The 26,632-nt window shown below is 58.8% G+C and carries 25 protein-coding genes; 10 read left to right on the forward strand and 15 right to left on the reverse strand.

Annotated features, from left to right (window positions below; all coding sequences use genetic code 11):
* Positions 1-6: 6 nt before the first annotated feature.
* Both ACVWVP_RS17420 and ACVWVP_RS17425 read right to left on the reverse strand, forming a co-directional pair.
* Positions 7-714: a hypothetical protein gene (locus tag ACVWVP_RS17420; RefSeq protein WP_457407367.1), complete on the reverse strand. Its 708-nt coding sequence runs from the start codon at positions 712-714 to the stop codon at positions 7-9.
* A 70-nt stretch (positions 715-784) separates the two neighbouring features.
* Positions 785-1,288, reverse strand: a complete 504-nt coding sequence (locus tag ACVWVP_RS17425) for a DUF6622 family protein (RefSeq protein WP_457407370.1) — start codon at positions 1,286-1,288, stop codon at positions 785-787.
* Between the two features lie 201 nt (positions 1,289-1,489).
* Between ACVWVP_RS17425 and ACVWVP_RS17430 the strand changes: the two genes are divergently transcribed.
* Complete coding sequence (locus ACVWVP_RS17430) at positions 1,490-3,514, forward strand: c-type cytochrome (RefSeq protein ID WP_457407372.1); 2,025 nt, start codon at positions 1,490-1,492, stop codon at positions 3,512-3,514.
* Here ACVWVP_RS17430 and ACVWVP_RS17435 read toward each other — a convergent pair.
* Complete coding sequence (locus tag ACVWVP_RS17435) at positions 3,511-4,761, reverse strand: 2-aminoadipate transaminase (protein ID WP_457407375.1); 1,251 nt, start codon at positions 4,759-4,761, stop codon at positions 3,511-3,513. The genes ACVWVP_RS17430 and ACVWVP_RS17435 overlap by 4 nt on opposite strands.
* An 89-nt stretch (positions 4,762-4,850) precedes the next feature.
* Positions 4,851-5,744, reverse strand: coding sequence for a LysR substrate-binding domain-containing protein (locus ACVWVP_RS17440; RefSeq protein WP_259174728.1), 894 nt, complete (start codon positions 5,742-5,744; stop codon positions 4,851-4,853).
* A gap of 144 nt (positions 5,745-5,888) precedes the next feature.
* On the opposite strand from ACVWVP_RS17440, the gene ACVWVP_RS17445 reads away from it, so the two are divergent.
* Complete coding sequence (locus tag ACVWVP_RS17445; RefSeq protein ID WP_457407378.1) at positions 5,889-6,917, forward strand: amino acid ABC transporter substrate-binding protein; 1,029 nt, start codon at positions 5,889-5,891, stop codon at positions 6,915-6,917.
* Here the strand turns inward: ACVWVP_RS17445 and ACVWVP_RS17450 are convergent, their stop codons facing one another.
* Both ACVWVP_RS17450 and ACVWVP_RS17455 read right to left on the reverse strand, forming a co-directional pair.
* The gene (locus tag ACVWVP_RS17450; protein ID WP_457407381.1) at positions 6,918-7,931 is read right to left on the reverse strand and encodes a sensor domain-containing diguanylate cyclase; all 1,014 of its coding nucleotides are present in this window, start codon (positions 7,929-7,931) and stop codon (positions 6,918-6,920) included.
* Between the two features lie 138 nt (positions 7,932-8,069).
* Entirely contained in the window at positions 8,070-9,641 is a 1,572-nt protein-coding gene (locus ACVWVP_RS17455; RefSeq protein ID WP_259174725.1) for an alkaline phosphatase D family protein, read from the reverse strand.
* 33 nt (positions 9,642-9,674) lie between these two features.
* Between ACVWVP_RS17455 and ACVWVP_RS17460 the strand changes: the two genes are divergently transcribed.
* Complete coding sequence (locus ACVWVP_RS17460; protein WP_256732985.1) at positions 9,675-9,887, forward strand: hypothetical protein; 213 nt, start codon at positions 9,675-9,677, stop codon at positions 9,885-9,887.
* A 727-nt stretch (positions 9,888-10,614) separates the two neighbouring features.
* Here the strand turns inward: ACVWVP_RS17460 and ACVWVP_RS17465 are convergent.
* The 3 genes from ACVWVP_RS17465 to ACVWVP_RS17475 form a co-directional block, all read right to left on the reverse strand.
* Positions 10,615-12,858: an ATP-binding protein gene (locus ACVWVP_RS17465; RefSeq protein WP_457407385.1), complete on the reverse strand. Its 2,244-nt coding sequence runs from the start codon at positions 12,856-12,858 to the stop codon at positions 10,615-10,617.
* On the reverse strand, positions 12,855-13,469 hold the full coding sequence (locus ACVWVP_RS17470) for a biliverdin-producing heme oxygenase (protein WP_178925989.1): 615 nt from the start codon (positions 13,467-13,469) through the stop codon (positions 12,855-12,857). Before ACVWVP_RS17470 ends, ACVWVP_RS17465 begins: the two co-directional genes overlap by 4 nt.
* Before the next feature lie 196 nt (positions 13,470-13,665).
* Positions 13,666-14,046, reverse strand: a complete 381-nt coding sequence (locus ACVWVP_RS17475) for a response regulator (RefSeq protein ID WP_178925988.1) — start codon at positions 14,044-14,046, stop codon at positions 13,666-13,668.
* 312 nt (positions 14,047-14,358) lie between these two features.
* Between ACVWVP_RS17475 and ACVWVP_RS17480 the strand changes: the two genes are divergently transcribed.
* Both ACVWVP_RS17480 and ACVWVP_RS17485 read left to right on the forward strand, forming a co-directional pair.
* Entirely contained in the window at positions 14,359-14,733 is a 375-nt protein-coding gene (locus tag ACVWVP_RS17480; protein WP_457407390.1) for a c-type cytochrome, read from the forward strand.
* A 229-nt stretch (positions 14,734-14,962) separates the two neighbouring features.
* Positions 14,963-15,535 carry a hypothetical protein gene (locus ACVWVP_RS17485; RefSeq protein ID WP_457407393.1) on the forward strand — a complete coding sequence of 191 codons (573 nt, stop codon included), beginning with the start codon at positions 14,963-14,965 and terminating at the stop codon, positions 15,533-15,535.
* A gap of 194 nt (positions 15,536-15,729) precedes the next feature.
* On the opposite strand, the gene ACVWVP_RS17490 is transcribed toward ACVWVP_RS17485, so the two are convergent.
* From ACVWVP_RS17490 to ACVWVP_RS17510, 5 genes are all read right to left on the reverse strand, one after another.
* A complete protein-coding gene (locus ACVWVP_RS17490) occupies positions 15,730-16,011 on the reverse strand; it encodes a colicin E3-like toxin immunity protein (protein WP_178925985.1) in 282 nt (93 codons plus the stop codon).
* A 58-nt stretch (positions 16,012-16,069) separates the two neighbouring features.
* Entirely contained in the window at positions 16,070-16,693 is a 624-nt protein-coding gene (locus ACVWVP_RS17495; protein ID WP_457407396.1) for a DUF3916 domain-containing protein, read from the reverse strand.
* 24 nt (positions 16,694-16,717) lie between these two features.
* Positions 16,718-16,975, reverse strand: coding sequence for a colicin E3-like toxin immunity protein (locus ACVWVP_RS17500; RefSeq protein WP_457407399.1), 258 nt, complete (start codon positions 16,973-16,975; stop codon positions 16,718-16,720).
* Between the two features lie 7 nt (positions 16,976-16,982).
* Positions 16,983-18,137 carry an S-type pyocin domain-containing protein gene (locus ACVWVP_RS17505; RefSeq protein WP_457407401.1) on the reverse strand — a complete coding sequence of 385 codons (1,155 nt, stop codon included), beginning with the start codon at positions 18,135-18,137 and terminating at the stop codon, positions 16,983-16,985.
* Between the two features lie 147 nt (positions 18,138-18,284).
* The gene (locus ACVWVP_RS17510; protein WP_176997007.1) at positions 18,285-18,656 is read right to left on the reverse strand and encodes a PH domain-containing protein; all 372 of its coding nucleotides are present in this window, start codon (positions 18,654-18,656) and stop codon (positions 18,285-18,287) included.
* 126 nt (positions 18,657-18,782) lie between these two features.
* On the opposite strand from ACVWVP_RS17510, the gene ACVWVP_RS17515 reads away from it, so the two are divergent.
* Complete coding sequence (locus tag ACVWVP_RS17515) at positions 18,783-19,418, forward strand: LysE family translocator (RefSeq protein ID WP_178921603.1); 636 nt, start codon at positions 18,783-18,785, stop codon at positions 19,416-19,418.
* Positions 19,419-19,426: 8 nt separating this feature from the next.
* On the opposite strand, the gene ACVWVP_RS17520 is transcribed toward ACVWVP_RS17515, so the two are convergent.
* Positions 19,427-19,756, reverse strand: a complete 330-nt coding sequence (locus ACVWVP_RS17520; protein ID WP_178921604.1) for a hypothetical protein — start codon at positions 19,754-19,756, stop codon at positions 19,427-19,429.
* A gap of 168 nt (positions 19,757-19,924) precedes the next feature.
* Here ACVWVP_RS17520 and ACVWVP_RS17525 point away from each other — a divergent pair, with 168 nt between their 5' ends.
* The 4 genes from ACVWVP_RS17525 to ACVWVP_RS17540 all read left to right on the forward strand — a co-directional run bounded on the left by ACVWVP_RS17525 (position 19,925) and on the right by ACVWVP_RS17540 (position 25,681).
* Entirely contained in the window at positions 19,925-20,461 is a 537-nt protein-coding gene (locus tag ACVWVP_RS17525) for a sigma-70 family RNA polymerase sigma factor (RefSeq protein WP_457407406.1), read from the forward strand.
* On the forward strand, positions 20,458-21,423 hold the full coding sequence (locus ACVWVP_RS17530) for a FecR domain-containing protein (protein ID WP_178921606.1): 966 nt from the start codon (positions 20,458-20,460) through the stop codon (positions 21,421-21,423). The genes ACVWVP_RS17525 and ACVWVP_RS17530 overlap by 4 nt, the downstream gene beginning before the upstream one ends.
* A gap of 90 nt (positions 21,424-21,513) precedes the next feature.
* On the forward strand, positions 21,514-23,922 hold the full coding sequence (locus ACVWVP_RS17535; RefSeq protein ID WP_259174711.1) for a TonB-dependent siderophore receptor: 2,409 nt from the start codon (positions 21,514-21,516) through the stop codon (positions 23,920-23,922).
* 361 nt (positions 23,923-24,283) lie between these two features.
* Positions 24,284-25,681, forward strand: a complete 1,398-nt coding sequence (locus ACVWVP_RS17540; RefSeq protein ID WP_457407409.1) for a hypothetical protein — start codon at positions 24,284-24,286, stop codon at positions 25,679-25,681.
* Positions 25,682-26,632 lie beyond the last annotated feature (951 nt).

Genomic DNA, 26,632 nt, shown 5'->3' on the forward strand with positions numbered 1-26,632 from the left:
AGGCAGTCACTGCGCGGCGATGGTGTAGCCGTCGAACGCGCTCTGCTGCTGCAGCGCGGTCACGATGCTTTTGCGGGTGACCGGCTGCTCGACGCCGCTGTTGTCGAAGAAGGTTTCGCTTTCCAGTTCGGCCTCGCTGCCTTCGCCCACGAAGGCAAAGCCGAGGAACTCCAACGCTTCACGGTCGACGTTGAGCTTGGAGCGCGGTGTGCGCAACGGCAGGGTGACACTGATGCCGTCCTTGCTGATCACGAACACTTCGGCTTCTTTCTTGGCCCGTGCGGCCTTGCTCTTGCCGGCGCTCGGGTTGCTGATGGCCTGGTGGCTCTGGTTCAGCACCTTGAGGGCCAGGCCGTAGACCAGCTCCTGGAACGCGGGGTCGTCCTTGAAGCTGGACAGGATGCGACTGATGGAGAATTGGCTGCTGAGGTTTTCCAGGGCGGCATTGTCGGCAGCCTCGGCGTCTTTCAGTTGCTTGAGCTGGCCCATCAGTTCGTAGGCCTTGTCGTCATCGAAGGCATCGTGGGCCTGGCGGATAGCGACGCGCAGTTCGCGGATCTGGTCGCTTTCCTTGGAGGTGTGGAAGGCGTCCAGCACCATTTCACTGATGATCTTGGCCGCTGGCACATGCTGTGAAAGATTGATGGCGTTTTCGTATTCAGCTTTGGATTGCAAGGCGACTACGGATTCTTCTTCGGTGTAGGAATCGGACATTGAAATTTCACTACTTCAGTAAACGGAGACAAAAAAGCGTCGGGCATTTTCAGGGGGGAGGGGGATCAGGTCAAGGCAGCACGCTGCCCACCTTGCCGCGCAACGCGGCCAGCGCCCGGTGCAGCCGCACGGCTCGCCCGCAGAACAGACCAACGGTAAACCCCGAGACCGCGCCGACCGCCACCCGCATCTCTGGCGTGCTCAACAGCAGCGGATGCACCGCCTGCTGGTAGCCAAAGTAGTACTTCACTGCAAAGAACAGCTGGGAGATCAACAGGGTTTTCCAGGTGCCCGCCAGCACCAGGCTTTCGCCGTTGGCATCCAGATGCGCACCGTTGGCATTGAACAACCGCATGCCCAGCAGGCTGCTCACGATGGCGCCACCCACCCAGGCGCTGCTCGACAGCAGCGAAGGCGGCAACGCCATCAACGACCACACCACCAGCACCACAGGCAGGATCAACAACGAGCGACGACTTTCGCGCCCACCCAGGCAGGCCTTGATGCCGTAGTAGCAAATCCACAGGTAAACGGCGTACACCCACAGGGGCGTGCCTTGGAGGATGTCGAGCATGGGCTGCGTCCGTGCGGTAGGGGTGAGCGGTGGATAGTCGTCGAGGGTTCAGGGGTTTGTCTATCGAATTGAGCCTGACCCACATCAAAACGCCATGTCGACAAAACCGTTACAACACAGAGGCCTGATGAACCCATAAAAATGACCACCGACCTGCGCCGAGGGGCCCACCCCACGCCGGGTTATTAAAGGACTAATGCGATGGCGCTTTCCCTCTCCCGCCTGGTCTTGCTGGGGGCGACGCTGTGTCTGGCGCTACCCTTGCACGCCAACGTACCCGATACCCCTCTCATCGAACACGGCCGATACGTTGCGCAACTGGGCGACTGTATCGCCTGCCACACTGCCCAGCAGGGCAAAGTGATGGCCGGTGGGCTGGCGTTGAGCACGCCCATGGGCACGATCTACTCCAGCAATATCACCCCGGACCGTGAGACGGGTATCGGCGCCTACACCTTCGAACAGTTCGACCGGGTGATGCGTGAAGGTGTTACCCCGGCCGGTATGAACCTGTACCCGGCGATGCCGTATCCTTCCTACGCGAAGATGAGCGAAGCGGACATGCGTGCCTTGTACGCCTACCTGATGCAGGGTGTGGAGCCCGTGCAACAGGCCAACCTCGACGCCGACATGGGCTTCCCCTTCAACCAGCGCTGGGGCCTGGCGTTGTGGAATTTCGCCTTTCTCGACAAGCAACCCTTCACCCCCGACCCAGCCCGTAACGAGGTGCTCAACCGTGGCGCCTACCTGGTCCAGGGCCTGGGGCACTGCGGTTCTTGCCACACTCCACGCGGCATCGCCTTCCAGGAAAAGGCCATGAGCGATGAGGGCCGCAGCGGCCGGCATTACCTGGCAGGCGAAACCGTCGAGCACTGGCGCGCCTTGAGCCTGCGCAACCTGTGGACCGTGGAAGACACCGTGCAACTGCTCAAGACCGGGCAGAACCGCTTTGCCACGGTGGCCGGCAACATGGCGGATGTGATTCACCACAGCACCCAACACTTCAGTGACGACGATCTCACCGCTGTCGCCAGTTACCTCAAATCCCTGCCACCGGGCAAAGACGACCTGCCGATGCCCGCCGTCGCCCGCGCCCCGGCCGCGCCGCCTGCCGATTTGTTCACCAGCCGGGGCGGGTTGGGGTACATGCAGTTTTGCAGCGACTGCCACCGTGCCGATGGCGCCGGGGTGAAGGGCCTGTTCCCACCCTTGGCTGGCAACCCGAGCATTGCGTCCAGCAACCCGACGTCGCTGCTGCACATCACCCTCACCGGTTGGGAGACCGCGCAAACGGCGGCCCATCCACGGGTCTACACCATGCCCGGTTTCGCGCGCCTGGCGGACTCGGAAATTGCCGAGATCCTGAGCTTCGTGCGCACCCGATGGGGCAATGAGGGCACCCCGATCAGCGCCGCCCACGTGAAGACACTGCGTGCCCAACTCAACCCGGCCACCACCGATTCATCGGCGTTTGAAACCCCGCGCCTGGCCGACCTGCTCGCCGCCCCCAACGCCGGCCAGGTGGTGCGTGGCATGCGCCTGCACCTGCAAACCAAGGCGCTGCTGCCGGATAACGTCGGCAACTCACTCAATTGCACCAGCTGCCATCTCAACGCCGGCACCGTGGCGGACGGTTCGCCCTTTGTCGGCGTGTCGGCGTTTTTCCCCAGCTATGCGCCGCGTGCGGGCAAGGTGGTCAGCCTCGAAGAGCGCATCAACGGCTGCTTCCGCCGGTCGATGAACGGCACGCCGTTGGCGCCGCAATCGGCGGACATGCAGGCCATGGTCGCGTATTTCGACTGGATGAAAAACAACACACGCCCCGAAGACAAAGTAGCCGGGCGCGGCGTGGGCAAGATCGACCCGGCGATCAAACCGGATCTGACCAATGGCAAGGCGGTCTACGCCCAGCAATGTGCGGTGTGCCATGGCGATAACGGCCAGGGCTTGGCGCGTGCCGATGGGGAACTGGTGTACCCGCCGCTGTGGGGCGAGCAATCGTTTAACATCGGCGCCGGCATGGCCCGCCCTTACACGGCAGCGGCGTTCGTCAAACGCAACATGCCGATCGGCTTCCACGAAAAATTCCCGCTGGGTCAGGGCGGTTTGACAGACCAGGACGCGGTGGACGTGGCGGCGTATTTCTCGGGGCAACCGCGTCCGGACTTCCCGGACAAGGTCAAGGACTGGCCCAACGGCGGCAAACCCGCCGATGCGCGCTATTAGTCCAACTGCTTGAGGCAGGCCTCGAGAATATCCAGGCCTTCTTCGAGTACTGCAGGCTCGATGGTCAGCGGTGCCAACAGGCGGATGATGTGCCGCGATTTGCCACTGGGCATCAGCAGCAAACCGGCGTCCCGCGCCAGGCTCAATAGTTGAGCCAGCTGTTTCGGCGCGGGCGAACCGTCGGCGTTGACCAGCTCGATACCTCGCATCGCTCCGACGCCGGTCAGGCGGCCGAGGTAGGGCGTAAGGCCTTGTGCGCGCCAGGTGTCATAACGGCCGGCGATGGCCTCTTGCTGGTGTGAGCCCCAGGCTTGCAGGTGTTCATCGGTCATTGCATCGAGGGTGGCCAGCGCTGCAGCACAGGCGATGGGGTTGCCGGAATAGGTGCCGCCCAGGCCACCTTTGGGCAGGTTGTCCATCAGCGCTTTGCGCCCCACGACGGCACCGAGCGGTACGCCACCGGCAATGCTTTTACCCAGCAGGAGCAGGTCCGGTTCGATGCCCAGGCGCGAGAACGCAAAACGCTGGCCGGTACGCCCGAACCCCGACTGGATTTCATCGGCGATCAGCAGGATGTTGTTCTCGTCGCAGAAACGCCGCAGCGCCTGGGCGAACTCGACATCCAGGGCGAGGAAACCACCTTCGCCCTGGACGGGTTCGATGATGAAACAGGCGACGTCGTCCACGTCGATTTCCACGCTGAACAGGCGGTCCATGGCCTTCAGGGCCTCGGTGCAGCTCACGCCGTTATCGGCGCTGGGATAGGGCAGGTGGTACACCGGGCCGGGCAGCACGCCGACCTTTTGCTTGTAGGGCGCCACCTTGCCATTGAGGTTGAGGGTGGCCAGGGTGCGCCCGTGGAACGCACCATCGAATGCGATCACCGCCGTGCGGCCAGTGGCGCCGCGTACGATCTTCAAGGCGTTTTCTGCGGCTTCTGCGCCACTGTTGGTGAGCATGCCGCTGACCGGGTAGCCCACCGGGATGAACGCGGTCAGACGTTCCATCAGCTCAATGTAGGGCGCATGTGGGGCGGCGTTGAACGCGTAGTGCGTGAGCTGGGTGGCCTGTTCACGAATCGCCTCCACCACGCCGGGGTGACAGTGGCCAAGGTTGAGCACGCCGATGCCGCCAACAAAGTCGATGTAGCGCTTGCCCGTGGTGTCCCATACTTCGGCGTTCTTGCCGTGGCTGAGGCTGATGGGGTGGACGACGGAAATCGATTGGCTGATGGTTTCGCGGCTCATGAATCTTGGACTCGGCAATGGCGGGCGTCTTTTTATCTAAGCCGTGCGCCCGGCCTTGCCGCAAACGAAATAAAGTCGCCGGGTCATTATTAAAAGTCGGGATGTGCCTTGATGTAGCTCACCATCCATTTCAGGAAGGCCTTCACTTTCGGTACTTCGCCGGCGTGTTCGGCGTGGGCGATAAAGTGCGCGCCGGCGCTGGGCATCGTGTAATTCCAGGGGATCATCAGGCTGCCGTTGTCCAGCTCTTCGGCCACCAGGTATTGGGGCACCAGCGCCACCCCGTAGCCCGATTGCGCGGCGCGGATGCACATGTAGAACGTGTCGAAGCGCGGCCCGTGGTAGCTGTTCTGCGAATGCAGGCCCTGTTCCAGGAACCACTCGTGCCAGGCTTCCGGGCGCGAGGTGCATTGCAGCAGGGTGTGGCGTGATGAGGCATCGCTGCCGTCGGCGACGAAGCCCGGTGCGCAGACCGGCACCACGGCTTCACGAAACAGCTCGATGCATGTTGCCCCGGGCCACGAACCCTGGCCGAAGAAAAACGCGATATCGGCCTTGGCCTGCAGCACGTCGAAGGGCTCCAGTTCGTTGCGCACATCGAGGTGGATATTCGGGTGCTTGGCCGCGAAATCCTTGAGCTTGGGCACCAGCCAGCGGTCGCCGAAGGTCGGCTGGGTGGCGATGCGCAGCACTTCGGTCTCGCCACCGTAGGTGAGGATGTAACGGCTGGAGATGTCCACCTGGGTCAGGATCTTGTGCACCTCGGCCAGGTACAGCGAGCCCGCCGGTGACAGGTACAAGCGCTGGCGCACCCGTTCGAACAGGTTGTGGCAGAGCATCTCTTCCAACTGCGCGACTTGTTTGCTCACTGCGCTCTGGGTCAGGTGCAGCTCTTCGGCGGCGCGGGTGAAGCTCAGGTGGCGGGCGGCGGCTTCGAAGCATTGCAGGGCGGTCATCGAAGGGGTCAAACGTTTTGAAATCATGCAGTTCATTCCAAATCGGAAGGAGCCTTTGCCTAAAGGTCGTTTGTGGCAGCGCCGTAAAGCCGTGGATACTGCCCGGCAGCACTATAAACCGGCGCGGGCTGTGAGGCGCCGAATAATAAGGAATGACAGGGAGTGCCTTGCATGAATCCATTCAAAACCACCTTGGCCGCACTGGGCGCCACCGCCGTATTGGGCTTGGCCGGTACCGCGCATGCGGGCGCCACACTGGATGCGATCCAGAAGAAGGGCTTTATCCAGTGCGGTGTCAGCGATGGCCTGCCAGGCTTTGGTGTACCGGACAGCAAGGGCAAGATGACCGGCATCGACGTGGATGTGTGCCACGCCGTTGCGGCGGCAGTGTTTGGTGACGCTTCGAAAGTGAAGTTCAGCCAACTGACCGCCAAGGAGCGCTTCACCGCGCTGCAATCGGGTGAGGTGGATGTGATCTCGCGCAACACCACCTGGACCAGCTCCCGCGACTCAGGGATGGGCCTGGTATTTACCGGCGTGACCTACTACGACGGCATCGGCTTCCTGGTGAACAACAAGCTGGGCGTGACCGGTGCCAAGCAACTGGACGGCGCGACCATCTGTATCCAGGCCGGCACCACCACCGAACTCAACGTGTCGGATTACTTTCGCACCAACGGCATGAAGTACACGCCGATCACCTTCGACACCGCCGATGAAAGCGCCAAGGGCCTGGAGTCCGGGCGCTGCGACGTGCTGACCACCGACCAGTCGGGCCTGTATGCCCAGCGCATCAAGATGGCCCACCCGGATGAGTTCGTGGTGCTGCCGGAAGTGATTTCCAAGGAGCCGCTGGGGCCGTTGGTGCGCAAGGGCGATGATGAGTGGTTCAGCATCGTCAAATGGACCCTGTTCGCCATGCTCAATGCCGAGGAAATGGGCATCACCTCGCAGAACGTCGAGGAGCAGGCCAAGACCACCAAGAACCCGGATGTGGCGCGCTTGCTCGGTGCCGACGGTGAATACGGGCGGGACCTCAAACTGCGCAAGGATTGGGTGGTGCAGATCGTCAAGCAGGTGGGTAACTACGACGAAGTGTTCGAGCGCAACATTGGCCAGGGCAGCGTGCTGAAGATCAAGCGCGGGCTCAACGCCCTGTGGAGCCAAGGCGGTATCCAGTACGCACCGCCCGTGCGCTAGTTATTCCGACGCGGTGTCCTTCCCTGCCGCCTTGGCGCGGTACAACGCCTGATCGGCACGCGCCATCAGTGCGGCAGGGGATTCACCGCTTTGGCGCTCGGCCACGCCCAGGCTCAGGGTCACCTTGAAATCGCCCACGGCGGGCACCTGAATGATCTGTTGGCGAATGCTCTGGGCCACAGCCTTCGCCGCCTCCAGGTTGCTTTTGGGCAGGACCAGCATGAACTCGTCACCGCCCCAGCGGGCGAGCAACTCGCCGGGGCGCACGCGCGCCACCAGGTTTTGCACCACACGCACCAGGGTCTGGTCGCCCACCGCGTGACCATGTTTGTCATTGATCGGCTTGAAATCATCGATGTCCATGGCGATCAGCGTCAACGGCAGGCGGAAGCGCTCGGCACGGTCACATTCTTCCCGCAGCACTTTTTCCAGGCGGTATCGGTTGGCGACGCGGGTCAGGGTGTCGAGTTCGGCCAGGGAGCGGTTTTCGTCCAGTTGCACTTGCAGTTGCTGATTGACCCGCGACAGTTCGCGGGTGCGCTCTGCCACCAGGGCTTCAAGGGATTGATTACGTCGTTCCAACTGCTCGATCGACGACTTGCGCGTATGGATATCGCGATGGGCCCCCACCATGCGGGCCACCGTACCGTCGGGGTTACGCGCGATCACGTAGCCGCGGTCTTCTATCCACAGGTAGGTGCCATCCTTCTTGCGGCAACGGTATTCGGCTCGGTAGTGGGGCGCGCGACGGCTGATGTAGGCATCAAACAGCGTCATGACCTGCGGGTAGTCTTCGGGGTGGATCACGTTTTCCCAGGTGAACACACTGTTCTCCAGGGAGTGGCGGGGATAGCCGAGCATTTCGTACCAGCCGGGGTTGCGGTAGACGAACCCGGTATTGGCGTTCCAGTCCCAGATACCGTCGCTGACCAGCTCCATGACGGCATGCAGCATGTCGGCATTGAGGTCGGAAAAATCATTGCGTAGCGGCTTGCTGTCGGATGTATCGTCCATATATGCGCTTCCTGCGTGGGCTGGCTCCCAAGGCCAGTCGTTGTTTACGCCGATACTCCGTGGCTGGGGCTACTGTACAACGGGGCGGGTGGGGGTTGAATAGGGTGGGGGCGATGCTTTAGTAGGAGTGAAGCGTTATCACTTCGGCGCCACCATTCTCGTCCGAGGCTTGCCATCCGCGTTGTGCTGGTAGATTTCCTCAGGTTGCCCCTGCTCATTGAAAAACACCTGGCCGATCCCTGCACTGTTCCACAGCCGCTCGCCGGCTTCGGCGTGCTCCGGGGTATGGGGCACTACCTGCAGGGCGCGACGGCGGGTGAAGCCGTTGAGGGGCGAGCGTGGCGAGTAGAGCCACCGGTTGAGGCGGTCGAACCATTCCAGCAGGCGCGGCGGGAATTCGTTCTTGATGCCGCTGCTGGTGATCTGCCAGATCTGGGGGCCGGCATTGCGGTGACGGATCAGCACTTCGTAGACGAACGAGTAGTGCACATCGCCCGAAAGAATCACGTAGTTACCCGGCGTGCGGGAGTGGCGGAAGATGTTGAGGATCGCGTGGGCGGCGCCGCGATGGGCCATCCAGTTTTCCGCGTCCACCAGTAACGGGTGGCCGCACCAGCTGAAGACTTTCTGCACGGTTTCGATCAGCTTGACCCCGAAGATCGGCGCGGGCGAGACGATGATGGCCGAGGGGTGGTCCAGCAGTTCTTGTTGCAGTTCGCTCAAGGCTTCCCAGTCGAGCAGGCCAGAGGGTTGCTTGAGGGCGAACTCACTGCGCCAACGTCGGGTGCGGGTGTCAAGCACCACCAGGGCGGGGGTGGTGGGCAGTACGTAGTGCCAGTGTTGGAACCTCAGCAAGGTCTTGAGCAACTCATCCTGCGCAGAGGCATCCAGGTGGTTGTCCTGCGCTCGCGCAGTCAATGCGCGGGTCTGGTCCACCAGTTCGCCAAACACCTCCGGCTGGTTGCCCCAGCCCTGGCACAGCAGGTAGGCGAGCAGGGCATTGCCGATGATGCGCCGGGAAAAGGGATGGCCGTAGGCGGTTTGTTCCCACTGGGCGCTGAGGTTCCAGTCGTCGGTGATGTCGTGATCGTCAAAGATCATCAGGGTGGACAGGTGAGCGAACACCCGTGCGACACCCGGCAGCCCCTGGCGGAATTGGTCGATCTGCACCTGTTCGCGGGCGTAGCGCTGTTGTTCGGGTGCGCTCAACGTCGGGGCCTGCGTGTCGACCAACGTCCAGGGCGTGGGCGACCAGACCAGCAAATACATCGCGATCACTTCGGCGAAGGTCACCAGATGATTGTCGGCAGTGCTGCTGGTGAAGATCGGCTTTTTCACGCCGCCAAAGAAGCGCTCGCGCAGGGTCTCGTTGCTGTCCAGCGCGGGCAGCAAATCGGCACGATGGTAGTAACTGGCGCGATGCCCGTAGAGGCTGGCGCTGTCGTCCACCACGGCGCCTTCCAGGTATTCATCGAACAGGCCCAGGCGCGCGATCAAGGCATGGATCGCCCGCAGCATCGGCCCGGCAACGTCATCGGCATAGACCTGGTCGCCGCTCATCATCAGCAGGGCGGGACGCTCGGCCGGGGTAGGGGCGTTGGCCAGCAGGCGGTCGACACAGAGCAGGCCTTCGTCGGCGCGGTGATGAGGCTTGCGGCAGGAGCCGTGAACCAGTTGGTGAATGCGGCTGTGTAAGACGAAGTGGGGCATTGAGGCCCCTGCGTAAAGCAAGTGGGGGGCCCATTGGACGATACCCTGATTGTCGATCAGCAAATCGAAGCCTATGTTCACATCGCTGGGCATTTCCTCTGCCAAGGGCACATCGATCAGATGGATAAAGGCGTGACGACCGACGGCAATGACCTGGCTATGAGCGGCCAGGGGAATAGCCAAGGTTGTGTGAGGAAGTTGCAACTTCAGGGTCAGCGTCAGCTGCCGACTGGCCACGAGCCATAACACCAGGCGCTTGGGTTCTACACGGCGTAGTAAGGGGCCGGCGAGTACGGAGGGGAGCGATGATGGCTCTGGCATCAAACGGATAGCTCACGTTAAGAGGTAGAGCGGCAGGGTACAATAATGAATGTAGAAGTTTCGTTAATAGGTCGCGTTTTTTAAATGCAGCGTGCGTGAAGATAGAGAAAGCAGCGCATTGAGCGCTGCTTTCACGGAACTATTTAATGAACGTTGAATTTACAGTAAGTTGCCTCGGCCAAGACTGTCCAGGCCTCCACCAGTACGCCTGCGAGATTTGTCAGCACTGGACGTGGTGTCAAAGGCCGAAGCCTGGAGGTCTGCCTCGTCAAGGCTGCGCTTTTGGCGAGCGTTGATTGGCGGGTTGTGTTGAGTGTCCGGGCTGACAAGGTATAAAACAGGGTAGGTGCTGATAGAGTTGATCATGGTGATATCTCTTTTTAAAGTTGATAGTAAGTTCTACACGGCATGTTCTTCCCTGTAACAGTGCGAGAGGCAAGTTAATTGTTTTTGCTTTGAATGGCGAGGTGGGGAGTGCTACTGGTTGTAATGTATTGCGTGGATATTTTTTTATAAAAAAGTTAAGGGTTTGTGGGTTTTTTAATTAACTGTCGCTTAATCGCATCAGTGTTCAGGTGCGCGAATAAATACAAAGTATTTATCCGGTAAGAGGGAAGGCCGGGGCAGCAAGGCTGCCCGGCAGGGTGATCGATTATCGGAGTACGTCGTCTGTCACTTTAGGCACGGTGAACCGGAACTCGCTGCCACGACCCACTTCACTTTCAGCAACAATCTTGCCGCCATGGGCCTGGACGATGCCTTGCGTGATGTACAGCCCAAGGCCGCTGCCGGTCGGATTGTTTTCGGTCTGTGTCCAATAGCGATCAAACACATGAGGCAGTTGTTCTGGTGCAATCCCTTCGCCGGAGTCGCGCACCGAAAACACAATCTCCTCGCCATTGCTCATGGCGCTGATGCCGATATTGCCTTGGCGCGGAGTGAACTTGATGGCGTTGCCGATCAGGTTCGACAGCACCTGGAACAAGCGCTCCGGGTCGGCGTTGATCTGCAGGCCGGGCTCGGTGTTGAACGACAGGTCGATGCCTTTCTCCATCGCCAACGGCGCCAGCAGTGAATAAGCTTCTTCAAAGATCTGGCTGACATCCAGGGGCACCGGCTTGACCACATAGCGCCCTGCTTCGATTTTCGAGGTGTCGAGCAAATCTTCCAGCAGCACGTTCATGCGTCCGGCCGCCTGTTGCATGGTGTCGATGGCCGAGGAAATCCGCCGCGAGGTGTGCGGGCCATCGGAGCTGAAGGCTTTTTGCATCATGCCGCACAGCATCGAGATTACGGTCATCGGGTTGCGCAGGTCGTGGGACACCACCGCCACCAGCTCATCACGAGCGCGTACCGCCTGTTGCTCGCGCAGTACCTGACGGGCCAGGTCGTTTTCCAGGGCGGAGCGACGCAGGTCGTTGGCAGCAAAGCGGTCGCCGTGGCTCCACTTGGTGGAGATGCCGGCCATTTCCACTTTCCAGATTTCAAACGACGTGCGTGGGCGAAGGCGCAAACCCGCGTCGGAATTTTCCAGGTCCAGCGGTTTGCTCGGGTCGCCACTCCAGTTGATGTTCTCTTTGACTTCCGGGCGGAACCACAGCACACCGTTATCCACCGGCTTGGGCAGGCTCATGGCCAATACGCCACTGGCGACTTGCTGATACTCGGCGGCAGGCGGGTACACCGACGCCAGGTTGTGGCTGGAAAACACCGGCTCGCCGGTCTCGATCAGCCACTTGTGCAGGGCGCGGATCTGCGCCGGCTCCGGGCAATTGCCGTAGCGATGCAGTTGCTTGTCTTCGATGATCGCCACACCGCCGGACAGGGTCAGGTCCATCAACACTTGCGGCTGTTGGGCGAGGCCGTCGAAGACGTTTTCTTCGCTGGCCTTCATCGCCTGCTCCAGCAATGCCAGGGCCTCGACCTTCTCTTCACGCTGACGGCTCAGGTCCAGTGCTTCCATGGCGCTGATCTGCAACGACAGCACCTGGCCGATGGTCTGGCAGGCCGTGCGCAGCTCATTGGGTACCAGCAACGGTTCGCGGTTGCCGCAACTGATCAGGCCCCAGAGCTTATCGCCCTTCATCAGGGAAATGCTCATGGAGGACAGCACGCCCATGTTCTGCATGTATTGGCAGTGAATCGGCGACACGCTGCGCAGGGTGGCGAAACTCAGGTCCAGCGGCTGGCCGGTGTCCGGGCGCAGCTTGGGCAGCAGCGGCACCGGTTCATAGGCGGCATTCGGAATGATGCGCAGCCAGTTGGTACGGTACAGCTCGCGGGCTTGTTCCGGGATGTCGGACGCGGGGAAGAACAACCCGTTGAACAGCTCCATGGACGGCGCCGACGCTTCGGCAATGACCTGGCCGTGACCTTCCTCTTCGAAGCGGTAGATCAGCACCCGGTCATAACCGGTCATGGCCTGGATTTCGTTCACACTGATTTCGTACAACGCTTGCAGGGTTTTCGCCGACTGCAGACGCTGCAACATTTTGCCCAGGTCACTGGTGCGACCGTTCAGCGCTCGTGGTTTGAAGTCTTCAATCCGCGGTTCGAACTCCAGCACCAGCACGTTCTGATGGCGATGCAGCAGGCCTTCGAACGACGCGCCGTTGAGGGTGACATGCAGGGGCGGTGCATCGAAAAACGTGTTGTTTTCCGCCATGGATTGCACGGCGTTGACGTGCTCAGCGCCCAACAAGGTGTGCAGAGGCTTGCCCAGCAGCGCCTCGGGCATGTGGCCGAACAAGGTGCCAACGTTGGCACTGACCTGGATGATATCCAGGCCGGGTTCCGACAAGGTCAGCAGTACGCCGTGGGGTTGGATAGCCCCTGGGAAACGGATGGGCTCGTCGGCGCAGTTGGCAAGCAGCTCTTCAAAATCTTCGGGTTTCATAGCAGTACCTCCTGGCGGTCGAGCCATTGCTCAAAGCCGCTGAATGTCGAACGGGCAGCCTCTACCGCGTGCTGTTTGGCGGGTGCATCCAGTGGCAGGCGGCCCAGGTAGTCGAGAAAGTCTTTCCAGCGCCGTCCGGTCTCGGCGCCATAAACATTGAGAAACGCTCCACCGTTGTCTGCATCCAGGCCCAAGCGCTGGGCCATTTCCCGGCGCAGCACTTGGCCGCCCAGCGTCGCGCCTTCGAGCACATACAGGGCGCCGAGGCAGGCAGCGGGGGTGTCAAAAATGGGCAGTGCGTTGCAGCGAGGCAAGGCGTCGAGGGTGCTGTCATCCAGACCGAGTGCGTGAAGGTCTTTCGCCAGTGTAGGTGTTTTCACACGCATCACTGTATCGAACCCCTCGGGGATCAACCCACTGTCATACAGTGCTGTTTCCATTGGACGGTAAAAACCGTAATACGCCTGGAGCAGGCGCCGATACCAGTCGGTATCCAGGCGCTCGGAGAAGAACGGCAGGCGCTTTTCCAACGCCACATGCAACAGGGCAGTGCCTGTACGCAGTGTTTCCAGCAGTGAGGGCGCACCGACGTCATGGGCCTGTGAATGCATGCAATGAGCTCGAACAGTGGGCCTTGCGGCCATGAATGACGCGTGAAAATGGGCGACGATTCTACACAACTCATTGCCGTCGGCTGTACGCACAAGGCGAAAAGCCTGACCAGCGGATCAGAAAAGTCGCTCCTTGCTCTATTGAATGACCACAAGCTCCCGTACCAAGTTCGCTTTAAGTGATATCGCAAGGCTATCAATGCATGGACAATCCTTGCTGAGTCAATGCCGTTTGCACACATTCAAGCAGATGCTCGGCGCTCCAGGGCTTGGGCAGGAAGCGCACGCTGCTGCCCAGTTGCGCTGCCAGCTTGGTATTGCCAGATGTCAGCACTACCGGCACCGAAGGCCAGCGATGGGCTACTACCCGACTCAAGTCATAACCGTTGAGCAAACCCGGCATCTGGATATCGCTGACAATCAGGTCCACCGGGTCATCGGCCCGCTCCAGGAAAATCATCCCTTCATCCGCCGAAGGAAAGGAAGTGACATGGGCACCAAACTCCTCCAGCACGTCCACCATCAACGAGCGAATGATCTCGTCGTCTTCCAACACTAAAATCGATGGCTGAGCCATGATCCTTACTCCACCATCAGGGTTCAAATGGGTGGAGTGGGGCAGGCCTCAATAGGTTCGATTGGATATGTGCTAAACGATGGATGGTTGCTCAAACACGCAGGCTTGCGCGGTTGCCTAGTGTTGTTGCAGTGCACAAGGCTCTCCCACCGCCAAATCTGATGCCTGGGGCAGCTTGTAGTGAGCGGGCTTGCCCCGCGCTGCGGAGTGTCAGGTACATCGTGCTTATCTGACACACCGCCGCGCGGGGCAAGCCCGCTCACTACAAGCGATATTGGGCATAATGGACGGTACCTTGATGTGGAGTTTTCCATGAAACGTGTCGCCTTATTGACCCTTGCCATGATCCTCAGCGCCCCGGCCTTCTCCGCGGGCGATGCCGAAGCCGGTGGCAAGCTCTTCACCAAGACCTGCGGCGGTTGCCATAGCATCGGCGAAGGCGCGCGCGGCGGTTTCGGGCCGCAGCTCAACGGCATCATCGACCGCCCGGCCGGCACCACCACCGACTATCAATATTCCGACGCGATGAAGAACTCCGGCGTGGTCTGGACTCGCGATAAACTCGCCGCCTACATCGAGGCGCCAAAGAAAGTCGTCAGCGGCACGCGCATGATTTTCTGGGGCATCAGCGATCAGGAAAAAATCCAGAACATCCTGGCGTACCTCGAGACGTTCCAGCCGAAGTGATCACTGGCGCCTATCCGCCTTGCTGAAGTGCTACCGCTCCCGCACAGATTGAGCGGTGTCGAGCGTGACACCGGGCAAATCTGGGAGTGGAGGGCGCCTGGGTACGCCTGCCAAACCACAATGCCCGCACCGCTGTTTTCTTGAGCCTCAGCCGCTGTTCGTTCCCGTGGGGAACAAACTGTTTAAACTCGGGTCCAGTCATCACTCTCATCCCGATAAGGACATCCCCATGAAGCGCGTCGCGCTGCTCTCCCTCGCCCTGGCCCTGGGCGCCTGCCACTCCAACCAACGCGACTCTTCGCCCAGCCTGCTCAAGGACGGCGTGCAATTCCGCCAGAAAACTGTAGCTGTGGATGCCGAGCACGCCAAAGTCATCATGAAGGCCAGCGGCGGCACCAACCCCGTCGAGTTCGCCATCCGCCGTGAAGGTGACCCCGACCAACGCCTGGAAACCCTTGGCACCGTGATGGACACGGGGGAAGGCAAGGTCTTTAACTGGATCGCCAAACTCAACCAGACCGTCGCCAGCGCCGGGTTCAAGCGTTTTCCACAGCTGGAGGTTCAGGTCGATCCGGGCAAGCAACTCACCGTGTCCAGCTCGGCGAGAAGCCAGGGCAACGGCGCGTATTACAGCTGTGGGCCGGTGATGAGCACATTCAGCCCGGAGAAGGCGAAGGTGTACCTGGTGGAGTTCCAGTTCAGAAGCAACCGCGCGGCGTGTGCGCAGCAGGTGTTTGATATTACCGATCCGGCGAATCGGGTGTTGATTGGGGGGGAAGGGAGTGAAGCGAAGGAGGGGTAAGCAGGCTTGATTGAACGGTGGGCATTGCCCACCGTTTGCGCGCTGAAGGTTGTGCGAATACCACCCCGTTGAAGGTGTGGGTGTAGCCGTCGTAAAAGGGGTTCATCTGCTCGGGCGTCAGACGCGGATTGACCTTTTGCAGCAGGCCGGCTGAGCGGTAGAGGAGGGGCTTTTGTGGTGTAGGTTTCATTGCATCAAGACGCCTTCTTAGGTTGCTTTGGAGCTGGCGGCCAGGCGCCCTGGTAGCGGAAGGAAATTTGGTAGTCGAGCTTGTTGGGTTCAATCATGTGCTGAAAATACGGTTGAATAATCGTTATCCAGTTAGGCAGTACGTTGAATACGTCGGCGTATATCGCGGTCTCTTCGCCTAGACCCAATGCTTCAAAAACACTGTCTGGATCTTCGATATCCGATGAGTACTCAGCTGCCTTCAAGTCATTGCTTTGTTTTTCGTACCATCGCAATCTGATCTTCATCACCTTTTTGGAGGCCTCTCTCTATCGTCAATGACGACAGTTCTGGTGACGGCGCGGGTTAAACGGACGGGCCGAACAGGTGCGGATGCTGCGCTTGGAAGGACCTGAAGGTTTGATACTTCCAACGTTCTCCGCCTGGGTCTTCATCGTTCGTACTGACTTCGCCGAAGTACCAATGCTCTGACTCGAAGACGTTTCCTTTTTCGTCCTCATGAACGAAGTGAAAGCCAACCTCGTGAAGCCCTGGCGGAACGGTCAGGCGCCATTCACTGGCGAGGCTTCGGCCGGTGATACGGGTTTGGCGGAAGTAGTCGTAGTTGAAGGGCTGAGTGTGGCCGAGGTGGCGTGCTTTGTCGGTGTAGACACAGACACGGCTAGAGAACATGTTCGGGACCATGATGCAGGCGACAACCCAACACTCAGGGTCATTGTCTGATCGTGCTTCAAGCAAATGGCCTGCAACTATGATCAATTGTTGAGCGCAGTGCGCCAGAATCTCCGACGTGGTTTGTTTGCCTTCAACAAGATTTTCGATAACTGGGATTCTTATATTCACGAAGTCAGGTCGTGGCGGTAACTCTTCGTAAAAGCAGCCTTCGAAGTTGTCTGCCCAGCGGGTCAGGGCTCTGAGGTGCCTGGGAATGTTTCGGAGCTTTTTGTCTGTCAGTGACAGTCTGCGCATGAAGCTGAACCCTCTACGTCTGTGTTATTCGTTCGCATCTTCGTAATCAAATGCGATGAAGTAATCGCTTTCTGAAAGAGCGATTCCGTGAGAGAAGTGCACCTGTACCAGCGATAACCACTCGCGACGCAGCTCAAACATACCGTTGTTGACATCCTCATCTATCGATAGCCCAAGCTTGGAAATCACGGAGTAGTCGTCTCCCAAATCCGCTGAGTCCTCCGTCCCGCTTAGACGCTCGGTGGTTCTGTCGAACCATTCCAGTCTCACTTTTAATCCCACGTGTCCCTCACAGATATTTTTTGATGTTTCGCTTTTTCTTCGGCCCTTCTAACTGCTCGCCGGTTATGTGATTGAACGCACCTATATGGCTTCCATCACTTGCTAGATAAACTTCCAATTCTCCATGCTGGGAATCCCACTCATAGATTCTCCTGCCTTTCTCTTCAATCCAGCGCTCTCTCAGGCCGGCACCTCCTCGTCTGGGAGTCATTGGTTTTGCTTTTATCAGGTTTTCAAAACCAGTTATTTGTTTAGTATTCGGCGCCTTGTGGTACTTGTGATCCCCAGCCTTAACACTCACCACCACATACAGCGGCCGAACCCCCGACTCCACCGGGAACACCAGAATAAAATCCCGATACTCCGGCGGATAAATCGGGTTCACCAGAATCTGCGCCACCTTCTCCGTCGGCGGGTAAATCCACATCACTGGCGCTTGTGGCGCAGCCTCCAAGGCCGGAATACCCAGCGTGTCGCTCGGGTCAACCGCAGGCGTCCAGATCAGTTCAACACCCTCACCCAAATCCGCCACAAACTGATCGCCACGGGCTTGAAACTGCACCACATCAATCATCTGCCAATCGGCATGGTTGCCCGTGTAAAACCCATACCCCTTGAGCGTGCCATCCTCACGCTGCTCAACCTGCAACCGCATCTGCGAACGCGCCCGCTGCATCGAACGCAACTGTTCTTCGGTGTAAAGCGCGCTGTCCCCCAACTCTGATGGCCAGACCAACGCGACCAGCCCCGTCAGTAGCCCTGCGGCCACAGTGCCTGCCGCCGCGACTGCCGTCTCCAAAGCGACCGAATGTAACGCCAACTGCCCCAACCCAACAGGCAGTGCACTGCCGCTGATCTTGCGCAGAGCAACCACGCCCTGGCTGTCCACCTCGCGCCCGCCCAACAGGCTGAAATGGCCGTAGTCCTTGATCAGTTCCAGCGGCACATACCCCGTCGGATCGCTGTAACGAATGATGCCGTCGGGCAGTTGGCAGGGTTTGGTGAAGGTACAGCCGGGAGGTTTGGCGGGGGGCGGTTTTGAGGGGGGAGCGGGGATGAAAGAATCGATCACCGGCGAATAGGGCGCGCGCGATGGTTGCGGGGTCAGGATGCGCTGTTTGAGCAGTTCTTCTTCGGTGGGAGGGTAAAAGCGCTCTGACATGACCGGCTCACTTCCTTGTGTGGGGGAGTGAGCCTACGAGGGCGGAAGTGAGGGTTGATATTGGCTTTGTTCGATGGTGCCCGTGGGAAAAGTCAGCGGGTTTGTAATCGCGGAAATGTTGTGAGGGTGTCGCTTTTTACCTGCCGATCAGCCCAGCAGATGCTTGGAAATCAACCGCGAGATTTCCACAATCGAGGTCTTCCCGGTGAATTCAAACTTCACTTTCCCGAGCGAAGAAAAGTAGATCTCCAACTCCGAATCCAGATCAAACGTCCCAGCCGTTTCCACCGAATACGCCACGATGTTCTTGTACGGCAGCGAGGTGAAGTCCTTCTTGCTGCCGGTAATCCCCTGCACGTTGACCGCGATGATGCGTTTGGTGGTGAAGACCACGCCATCGCGCATGGCCTTGTAGGCGTCGACCACTTCTTCGCCGTCCAGCAGCAGCGCCGAGACGCGTTCGGCGTATTCGTTGTTTTGCTTGAGTTTGAAAAAGCCTTTGTTATTGAAGTCGATCATGTGCCTGTCCTTGTGTGTATGCCGTTTTGCTCACGGATCTGTATCTAACACGGGCATTTCGAACACCCTACCATGGCGGACAACCTGACAACCTTGGCCAGATGTTTAGAAAAGCGGAGCCCCATCATGCCTGAACTGTCCAGCTGGCTAGCCTACGCGCTGATTTCCCTCGGCATGGTGCTCACCCCCGGCCCGAACATGATTTACCTCATTTCCCGCTCGATCTGCCAGGGGCGCACGGCGGGGTTGATCTCGCTGGGCGGCGTGGCGTTGGGGTTTCTGGTTTACATGCTGTGTGCGGCGCTGGGGATCACGGCGCTGGTGATGGCGGTGCCGTTTGCCTACGACGCCCTGCGTTTTGGCGGTGCGTTGTATCTGCTCTACATGGCCTGGCAGGCCGTGAAGCCGGGCGGGCGTTCACCGTTTCAGGTACGGGACCTGCCTCAAGACAGCCCGCGCAAGCTGTTCACCATGGGCCTGGTGACCAACCTGCTGAACCCCAAGGTAGCGGTGATGTACCTGTCGTTGCTGCCTCAATTCATCGACCCGAATGGCCATGGCAGTGTGCTGACGCAATCGTTGGTGCTGGGCTTCACGCAGATTTTTATCAGCGTGAGCGTCAACGCGATGATTGCCACCATGGCCGGTTCTATCGCGGTGTTTTTCGTCACCCGGCCGGGCTGGCAAGTGGTGCAGCGCTGGTTGATGGGTTCGGTGTTGATGGGGTTGGCGGTGCGGATGGCGGTGGAAGGGCGACGCTGAGTCGCGCTTTACAGGATGGCTTTCAGATAGTCCTTGAGTGTGCTGAGCGGGGCATTGAGTGCTTCAAGTGTTGACGCTTGGCGCACGTCCACCGCAAGCCGTTGCAGCTCTCGCCCCATCACGGTATCGGCGCCGCCCAGAGACTTGAGTGCCAGTGTCAGGCATTCATCAACCTTGAGTTGAATAGCCGCCAGATCCCCCTGCCGCACCAACAACCCAAACACCTCGCGGTCATACCCCACCATCACCGGGTCATCGCGCAAAATCGGGCTGCCGCCGTCCGTCTCGTGCACCAGTTTCAGTGCAAAGAGCGCCACCGCTTCCAGCGTCAATTCCATGGTTTCGGTTCCTCGGCGTCTTTTGGGAGGGCGATGATCCCTGTTCTGTAGCGGAAAAAAAAGACCTCGTGCTTCACGCTGTCCGCCGCAATGCCGTTGCTTTTGCTCGTTGTGGTGGCCAGTTTTTCTCATTACCATTGGGAACAATTCTTATTCGTAGGGCTGTGTATGCCCCCGCTTCCCGAGCCCGGCACCGCATCTTTGAGCATCAGTAGCCTGTATTGCGCCCATCACGGTTGGATTCAACGCTGGCTGGCGCGAAAACTCGGCAATGTCAGTGATGCCGCCGAGCTGGCTCATGATGTGTTTGTCAGGCTGTTGAGCCACCCGCGTGAGTTCGGCAGCGAAGGGCATGCGCGTGCGTACCTCAGTACCTTGTCGCGCAATGTGTGTGTGGATTTCTTCCGACGCAAGCACGTGGAGCAGGCCTGGCTTGAGGTGTTGGCGAGCCGGCCTGAAGCGTGCGCGCCTTCGGAAGAGCACCGGGCATTGGTGCTGGAGGCCCTCGTGCATTTGCAGGCGATGCTTGATCGCTTGCCGACCAAGGTGTCCGAGGCATTCTGCCTGGCCCAGATCGAGGGCTTGAGCTATCGCGAGATCGCGTTACGGATTGGCGTGAGCGAGCGCACCGTTACCAAATACATCGGCCAAGCCATGTTCCAGTGCATGGTGCTGGAGGCTGAGTTGGACGGTGCCTTGGCATGAGCACCAACCCCGGTGGCCTCGACCACGCCACTTTGCAACAGGCCGCCGACTGGTTCGCCCGCCTGAATGCCGAACCCAACGCGTTGCCGCTGCATGAGGCCTGGCGCCAATGGCATGCCCACAGTGAAGTCAACCGTCTGGCCTGGAGCTATGTCGCACGTGTGGGGCAACGCTTTGCACCGTTGCAGGACGATGCCGTGAGTGCCAACAAGACGTTGGAGAGTTTGCGGCAGTCCCAGCGTTCGCGGCGCCAGGTGTTGCGTGGGTTGTCGGTGGTCTTGGGCGGTACGCTGTTGGGGTGGGCCGGTTGGCAGCAGCGTTGGGTGGCGGGGGCTTGGAACGCGGATTTCCATACGAGCACCACGGTGTTGGGCGAGCAGTTGTTGGCCGACGGAACGCGCATTTGGCTCAACAGCGGCACGGCGTTGGATGTGAAATTCAGCGCCGGTCGGCGCGAGTTGAAACTCTACAGCGGCGAAATCCTGATCAATACCGGCAAGGACGGCCGCCCCTTCGTGGTGGATACGCCGCAGGGCCGCGTGCGTCCGCTCGGCACACGCTTCAGCGTGCGTGAACAGGAGGGGCACACGCTGCTCAATGTATTTGAGGGCAGCGTGGAGGCCAGCTGCGGTGACACGGATCAACGCCGCATCATACCGGCGGGGCAGGGCGTTCTATTTGACCGTCAGCACCTGGGCGCAACGCAACGTGCGCAACCTGGGCGTGAGGCTTGGGCAAAAGGTGTGCTGATGGCGAACGATATGCGCCTGGGGGACTTTATCGGCGAACTGGCCAGCTATCGCCATGGCCATCTGGGCATTGACCCGCAGGTCGCCAACCTTCGGGTGATGGGCACGTATCCCCTGCAAGACACCGATCAAGTGCTGGCGATGCTGGAGCAGGTCTTGCCCGTGCGCATCGAGCGGCGCTTCGCCTGGTGGACCACGGTGGTTCCGCGCTGATTTTTTTGCATCGTGTGCTTCCGGTTTTGGTTGCTCATTCGAATTAGTGAAGGACAACGGCTTGATGCCTCCTTCGACCGGAACCGTTTTATGTCCTCATTCCTGCGTAACTCACCACAACCTTTGGCGCTGGCTATCGCGTTTGCCTTGGCCATTCCCACCAGCCTGAGCATGGCGCCACGGGCGGCAGCCGCCGAGCAGGCCAGCGTGCAGACCTACGATCTGCCGGCCGGCGCCCTGGCTGACCAACTCAACCGGCTCGCCGCCCAGGCCGGCATCTACCTGGCAGGCAATGCCGCGCTGACCGCTGGCAAGACCGGCCCGGCATTGCGCGGCAGCTACACGGTCGACCAGGCACTGCAAACGCTATTGGCAGGCAGTGAGCTGACGGTGGTGCAGACCGGCGAGGGGCGCTATCAATTGCAGCCGGGTGCAGGCGGCGCGTTGCAACTGAGTACGGTGTCGATCTCCGGCATGGCGCCGGGCTCGACCACTGAAGGCACCGGCTTGTACACCACGTACTCGTCCAGCAGTTCGACGCGGCTGAACCTGACTCAAAAAGAAACCCCGCAGTCGCTCACGGTCATCACCCGTCAGCGCCTCGACGACCAGAAGCTCACCAACCTCACCGAAGTGCTGGAAGCCACGCCGGGCATCACCGTGCTGCGCGTCGGTGTAGGCGCGGAGAACGATACGTACTGGTCCCGTGGTTTCCAGATCAACAACTTCGAGATCGACGGCGTACCCACCTCGGCGCGCCTGGACAACACCACGCAAAACACCGCCATGTACGACCGTGTTGAAGTGGTGCGCGGCGCCACTGGCCTGATCAGCGGCTCGGGCACGCCCTCGGCGACCATCAACCTGATCCGCAAGCGCCCGACCGCCGAAGCCCAGGCCAGCATCACGGGCGAGGCGGGCAGTTGGGACCGTTATGGCACGGGCTTCGATGTGTCCGGGCCCTTGAACGACAGCGGCAATGTTCGCGGACGCCTGGTGGTGGACTACAAGAAACAGAACTCCTGGGTTGATCGCGTCAACACCGACTCGCAACTGGTGTACGGCATTTCCGAGTTCGACCTGAGCGACGCCACCATGCTCACGGCGGGCTTCAGCTATATCAACAACCAAGTCAACGACCCGCTGCGCACCGGCTTCCAGATGTTCTACAGCAACGGCAACCGCACCCATTTCAGCCGCTCCGCCAACAGCGCACCGGACTGGGCGTACAACGACCGCAAGCAGACCAACGTCTTCACCTCCATCGAGCATCAGTTCGACAACGGTTGGAGCGGCAAGGTGGAAGTCAGCCACACCCAGAACCAGTTCGATGAACTGATCAACTACATGAATGGCGACATCGATCAGGCCACGGGTGCGGGCGCTTATCTGTACCCCAACCGCTGGTCCGGTACACCGCGCCAGAACAACCTCGATGCCTACCTCACCGGACCCTTCAGCCTGCTCGGCCGCGAGCATGAGTTGATCGCCGGCGTCACGATGTCGCGCTACAACGAAAACACCCCGAGCCACGGCGGTTGGTTCGGCTCCTGGACCGGCTACGACGGCACGGTGCCCAACATCTTCAACTGGAACGGCAGCGGCGCCAATCGCCCGGACACCACGCCGGTGGGCAAGACCCACATCGAAGAAAACCAATACGCCGCCTACCTGACCTCGCGCTTTCATGTCACCGACAACACCGCGGTCATCCTCGGCAGCCGCGTCACCAACTGGAAGCGCAACAACGAATCCAGCGTGTACGCTGACCCGACCCAAGACACCGAAAGCAAGGAAACCCGCAACGGCGTTTTCCTGCCCTACGCGGGTATCGTCTACGACCTGAGCGAAACGTGGGCGGTGTACGCCAGCTACACCAAAATCTTCAACCCGCAGGCCTATGGCGTCCACGACGAAAACAACAAAGCCCTCGACCCGCAGGAAGGCACCGGCTATGAAGTCGGGGTGAAAGGCAGCTTCAACGACGACAAACTCAACGCCAGCCTGGCGCTGTTCAAGATCGACCAGGACAACCTCGCGGTGTACGTGCGCGCGCCGGACATCTACCGCCTGGAGCAAGGCACCACCACCCAAGGCGTCGAACTGGAACTCAACGGCGAACTGAGCGAAGGCTGGCAAGCGTCGGCGGGCTATGCGTACAGCGTGAGCACCAACCAGGACGATCAGCGCATTGTCACCACCAGCCCACGGCACAGCCTCAAGACCTTCACCACATACCGCCTGCCAGGTGTGCTCGACAAGATCACCGTGGGCGGTGGCGTGAACTGGCAGAGCAAGACGGGGATGGACCTGCACACGTTCGATCAGGGCAGTTATGCGCTGACCAATTTGATGGCGCGGTATGACATCAGCAAGAATTTGAGTGCGACGTTGAACGTGAACAACGTGTTTGATCGCAGCTACTACGCGTATGCGGATAGTTGGAGTGTTTATGGTGCGCCGCGTAATGTTATGACGAGTTTTAAGTATACGTTTTGAATCGCGCCTGATTCGCTAGACGCCTTGCAGGCCGGTTTGGCGAATGAGGTAGTGTTCAAGCGTGTGTTTAGGTCGGTGAGTTGAGGTTGTGTTTCAAGGTGGAGAGGGCGGTGAGCAGTGATTTCGCTGGCTGCCCACTTTTCTGCAGGCGAAAAAAAAGACCTTGAATTTCAAGGTCTTTTTTTAAGATGGTGCCCCGAGGGAGACTCGAGACTTCCATATAAGTCGTGGCTTGCAGCGTAAATGTGTGATCAGGGATACAAGGAGGGATACAGGAAGCAAGCCTCTGCTGAGCAAGTGATCAGTGCATTAACTAAATCCCTGCTCCATTCTACCTCAACCCAACAAGGAAGACAGGCAGATGAGCTACAGCAAAGAAGCCCTGGTTAATGACGCTAAATTCGTGGTTTCAGAGTGTGCCCGCATCCAGGTACTCATAAATCAAGGCGGCTTGAAGTCCATTGGTCGAATCGATCATATGGCCTCTTTGCCACATCCCGGTGGACGCGGTGAGATGCTTTGCGGAACCGCCGCCGCTGCCATTATTACCAATTTCGCTAAGGAAGCTGCGGTTCGGGGGGGATTGTCCAAGCGAGTCAGCTTGGCAAATGTACGGAAAGAGCTAGCTTGCCTGTTTGTAATTCGCTTTTTTAAAGAAGAAAGAGAGATTGATACCAAGCAAATAGATCGTCTTTTTAGTTCTACTTATAAAGCGTGTGAGAAACACTTGGAGACTATTACCCATTTTATTCCATGCCACCTTATGAATGCTAAGGATCCCTGCTTCTTTACTATGGGGAGTGTCACGTTTCATAACAGGGTAAGTATGTCTCGACGTGTTTTAAATAAGGCTGGGTTGAGGAAAGGTTGTGAAAAGGCTAATGAAGATGAAAGATATAAGAGGAGTTTACTTGTAAAAGCTTTACGGTATTACCGAAATTTTCGCTGGGTGGCAGAGGTGACAATTCCTCGATGCGATGGACCGACCTCCAGCCGACTTGCAGAAGAGGCTGTCACGGCAAGCCTTAATTGTTTGCATCTGCTGTTAGGAGTCGGGAATACAAGCCGCATGCAGCTGGGTGGGTTCAACGTCAATGGTGACAGTCGAGCAAAGTTAACTATTGGCCGTTCTGGTGAGCTAGAACCGTCACTTTCATTCTCGTATTTAGGAGAGGTAATTTATAGGGATGGCTGGTCTGAGATGTTGTCTGAGCCCAGAAGCATTTATTTTAAGAATTTGTTCGATGCTGTCCTCGAGGTGACTGTTGATCCTGATTTAGATCGCCCAGTTAGTAGAAGGGTTATCGACGCGGCTCAATGGTTTGGAGAGGCAGCTCGTGATTCTAGCAATGCGACTAAAACCGTTAAGTATGTTACCTCGCTTGAAAGATTGCTCATGACAGATGAAAGAGATGATATTGCAGCTTTAGTTTCTCAGCGAGTTGCTGCGTTATGTTTCAGTCCGGAAGTAAGTCGTGAGGAATGGTTTAATAGATCGAAAGCTGCCTATGATCTCAGATCTCGTCTTGTTCATGGCTCAATATCCCCAGCTTCTTTGGATCTGGACGCGGGAGCAGCTAATGCTGCGAGCGTTGCAGAGATGGCATTGATTAGAGCAATCGAGGCATTCGGTGTGGAAGATCTGCGTCATGGTCGACTTAGATCTGGGCAACTCGCCAAGTGGTTCGGGGAATATATGAAATGGGCCGATAGAGAGGAGGCGGCAATGAATGCTCATTTTGCGACCAGCATTCATTGATCTGCCTGTTGTCACCCGCCGCTCCAAAATACGTCGGGGCCCCTGGGAGATCCTTGCACACACGGGGTCGGAAACCCGCGGGATCTTGTTAGCGGCACAACTTCAAGCTTATTGAATTTCAATCATTGAAATCGAAAGGGTTTCGTTTGAAAAAGGCCATCGTTACAGGGGCGGTAACGATGGCTTGTTGTGTTGATGATTCCGCACGTCTTCGGTCGTCAACCATGGCAACCTGTCAACCAATGCAAAAAAGTCAACCGGCCTCAAGATCACGCGGGTTTTATGCCCCGGGTCGTTTAGAAATACCCAGACTCCCCGGCTACCTCCCAGTACCTTGTGCAAGTGCACTGTTGAGCTGCGTATTCATCTAGTTCACCAGTTCACTAAGCTGGGCACCTGTCCGCTGACACCGTCCCGCGGGTTACCGACCCGTGTCTCAAACCTAGTCTCAGGGGCTCCGGCACAACATGGGAAAAACGCCTGATATCGCTGGCGGCGATTGATGCCTCCGGGGAGTGGGGATCCGAAACCGTGAATAGATTGGTGTTACTGAAGTTACGGGTGTAACGAAGCGGGGTAAGTGCCTGTATTTATTGGATATGGACAAAGTAACATTCGCTTTGTGTGCGCGTTTTGATGAGTGTTACTAGTCCAATAGGTGTAACGCTTGAAAGTTGAAAGGTAGAGGCTTGAAGGCAGCACTTACAAGGCAGAAAAGGGAGGGGTGGCCCTTTCTAATAATGTGGTCGAGAATGCCATACGTTCCGACACTCAGAGTGAATAGTGGATTGACTTCCACAGAAAAAACAACGCTTGGCAGGGCTTCGGCAGGCCTTGGAAGGCGACGCGGCTAACCGCCCAGAGAACCACGATGAGCCGGCCACAAAGGGCGTGACCTGTGAGTACATCCGCTTAGCTAAAATAGCGCATTGACGTTTTGTGTGGCTTGGG

The organism is Pseudomonas sp. TE24901 (genome assembly GCF_054058375.1).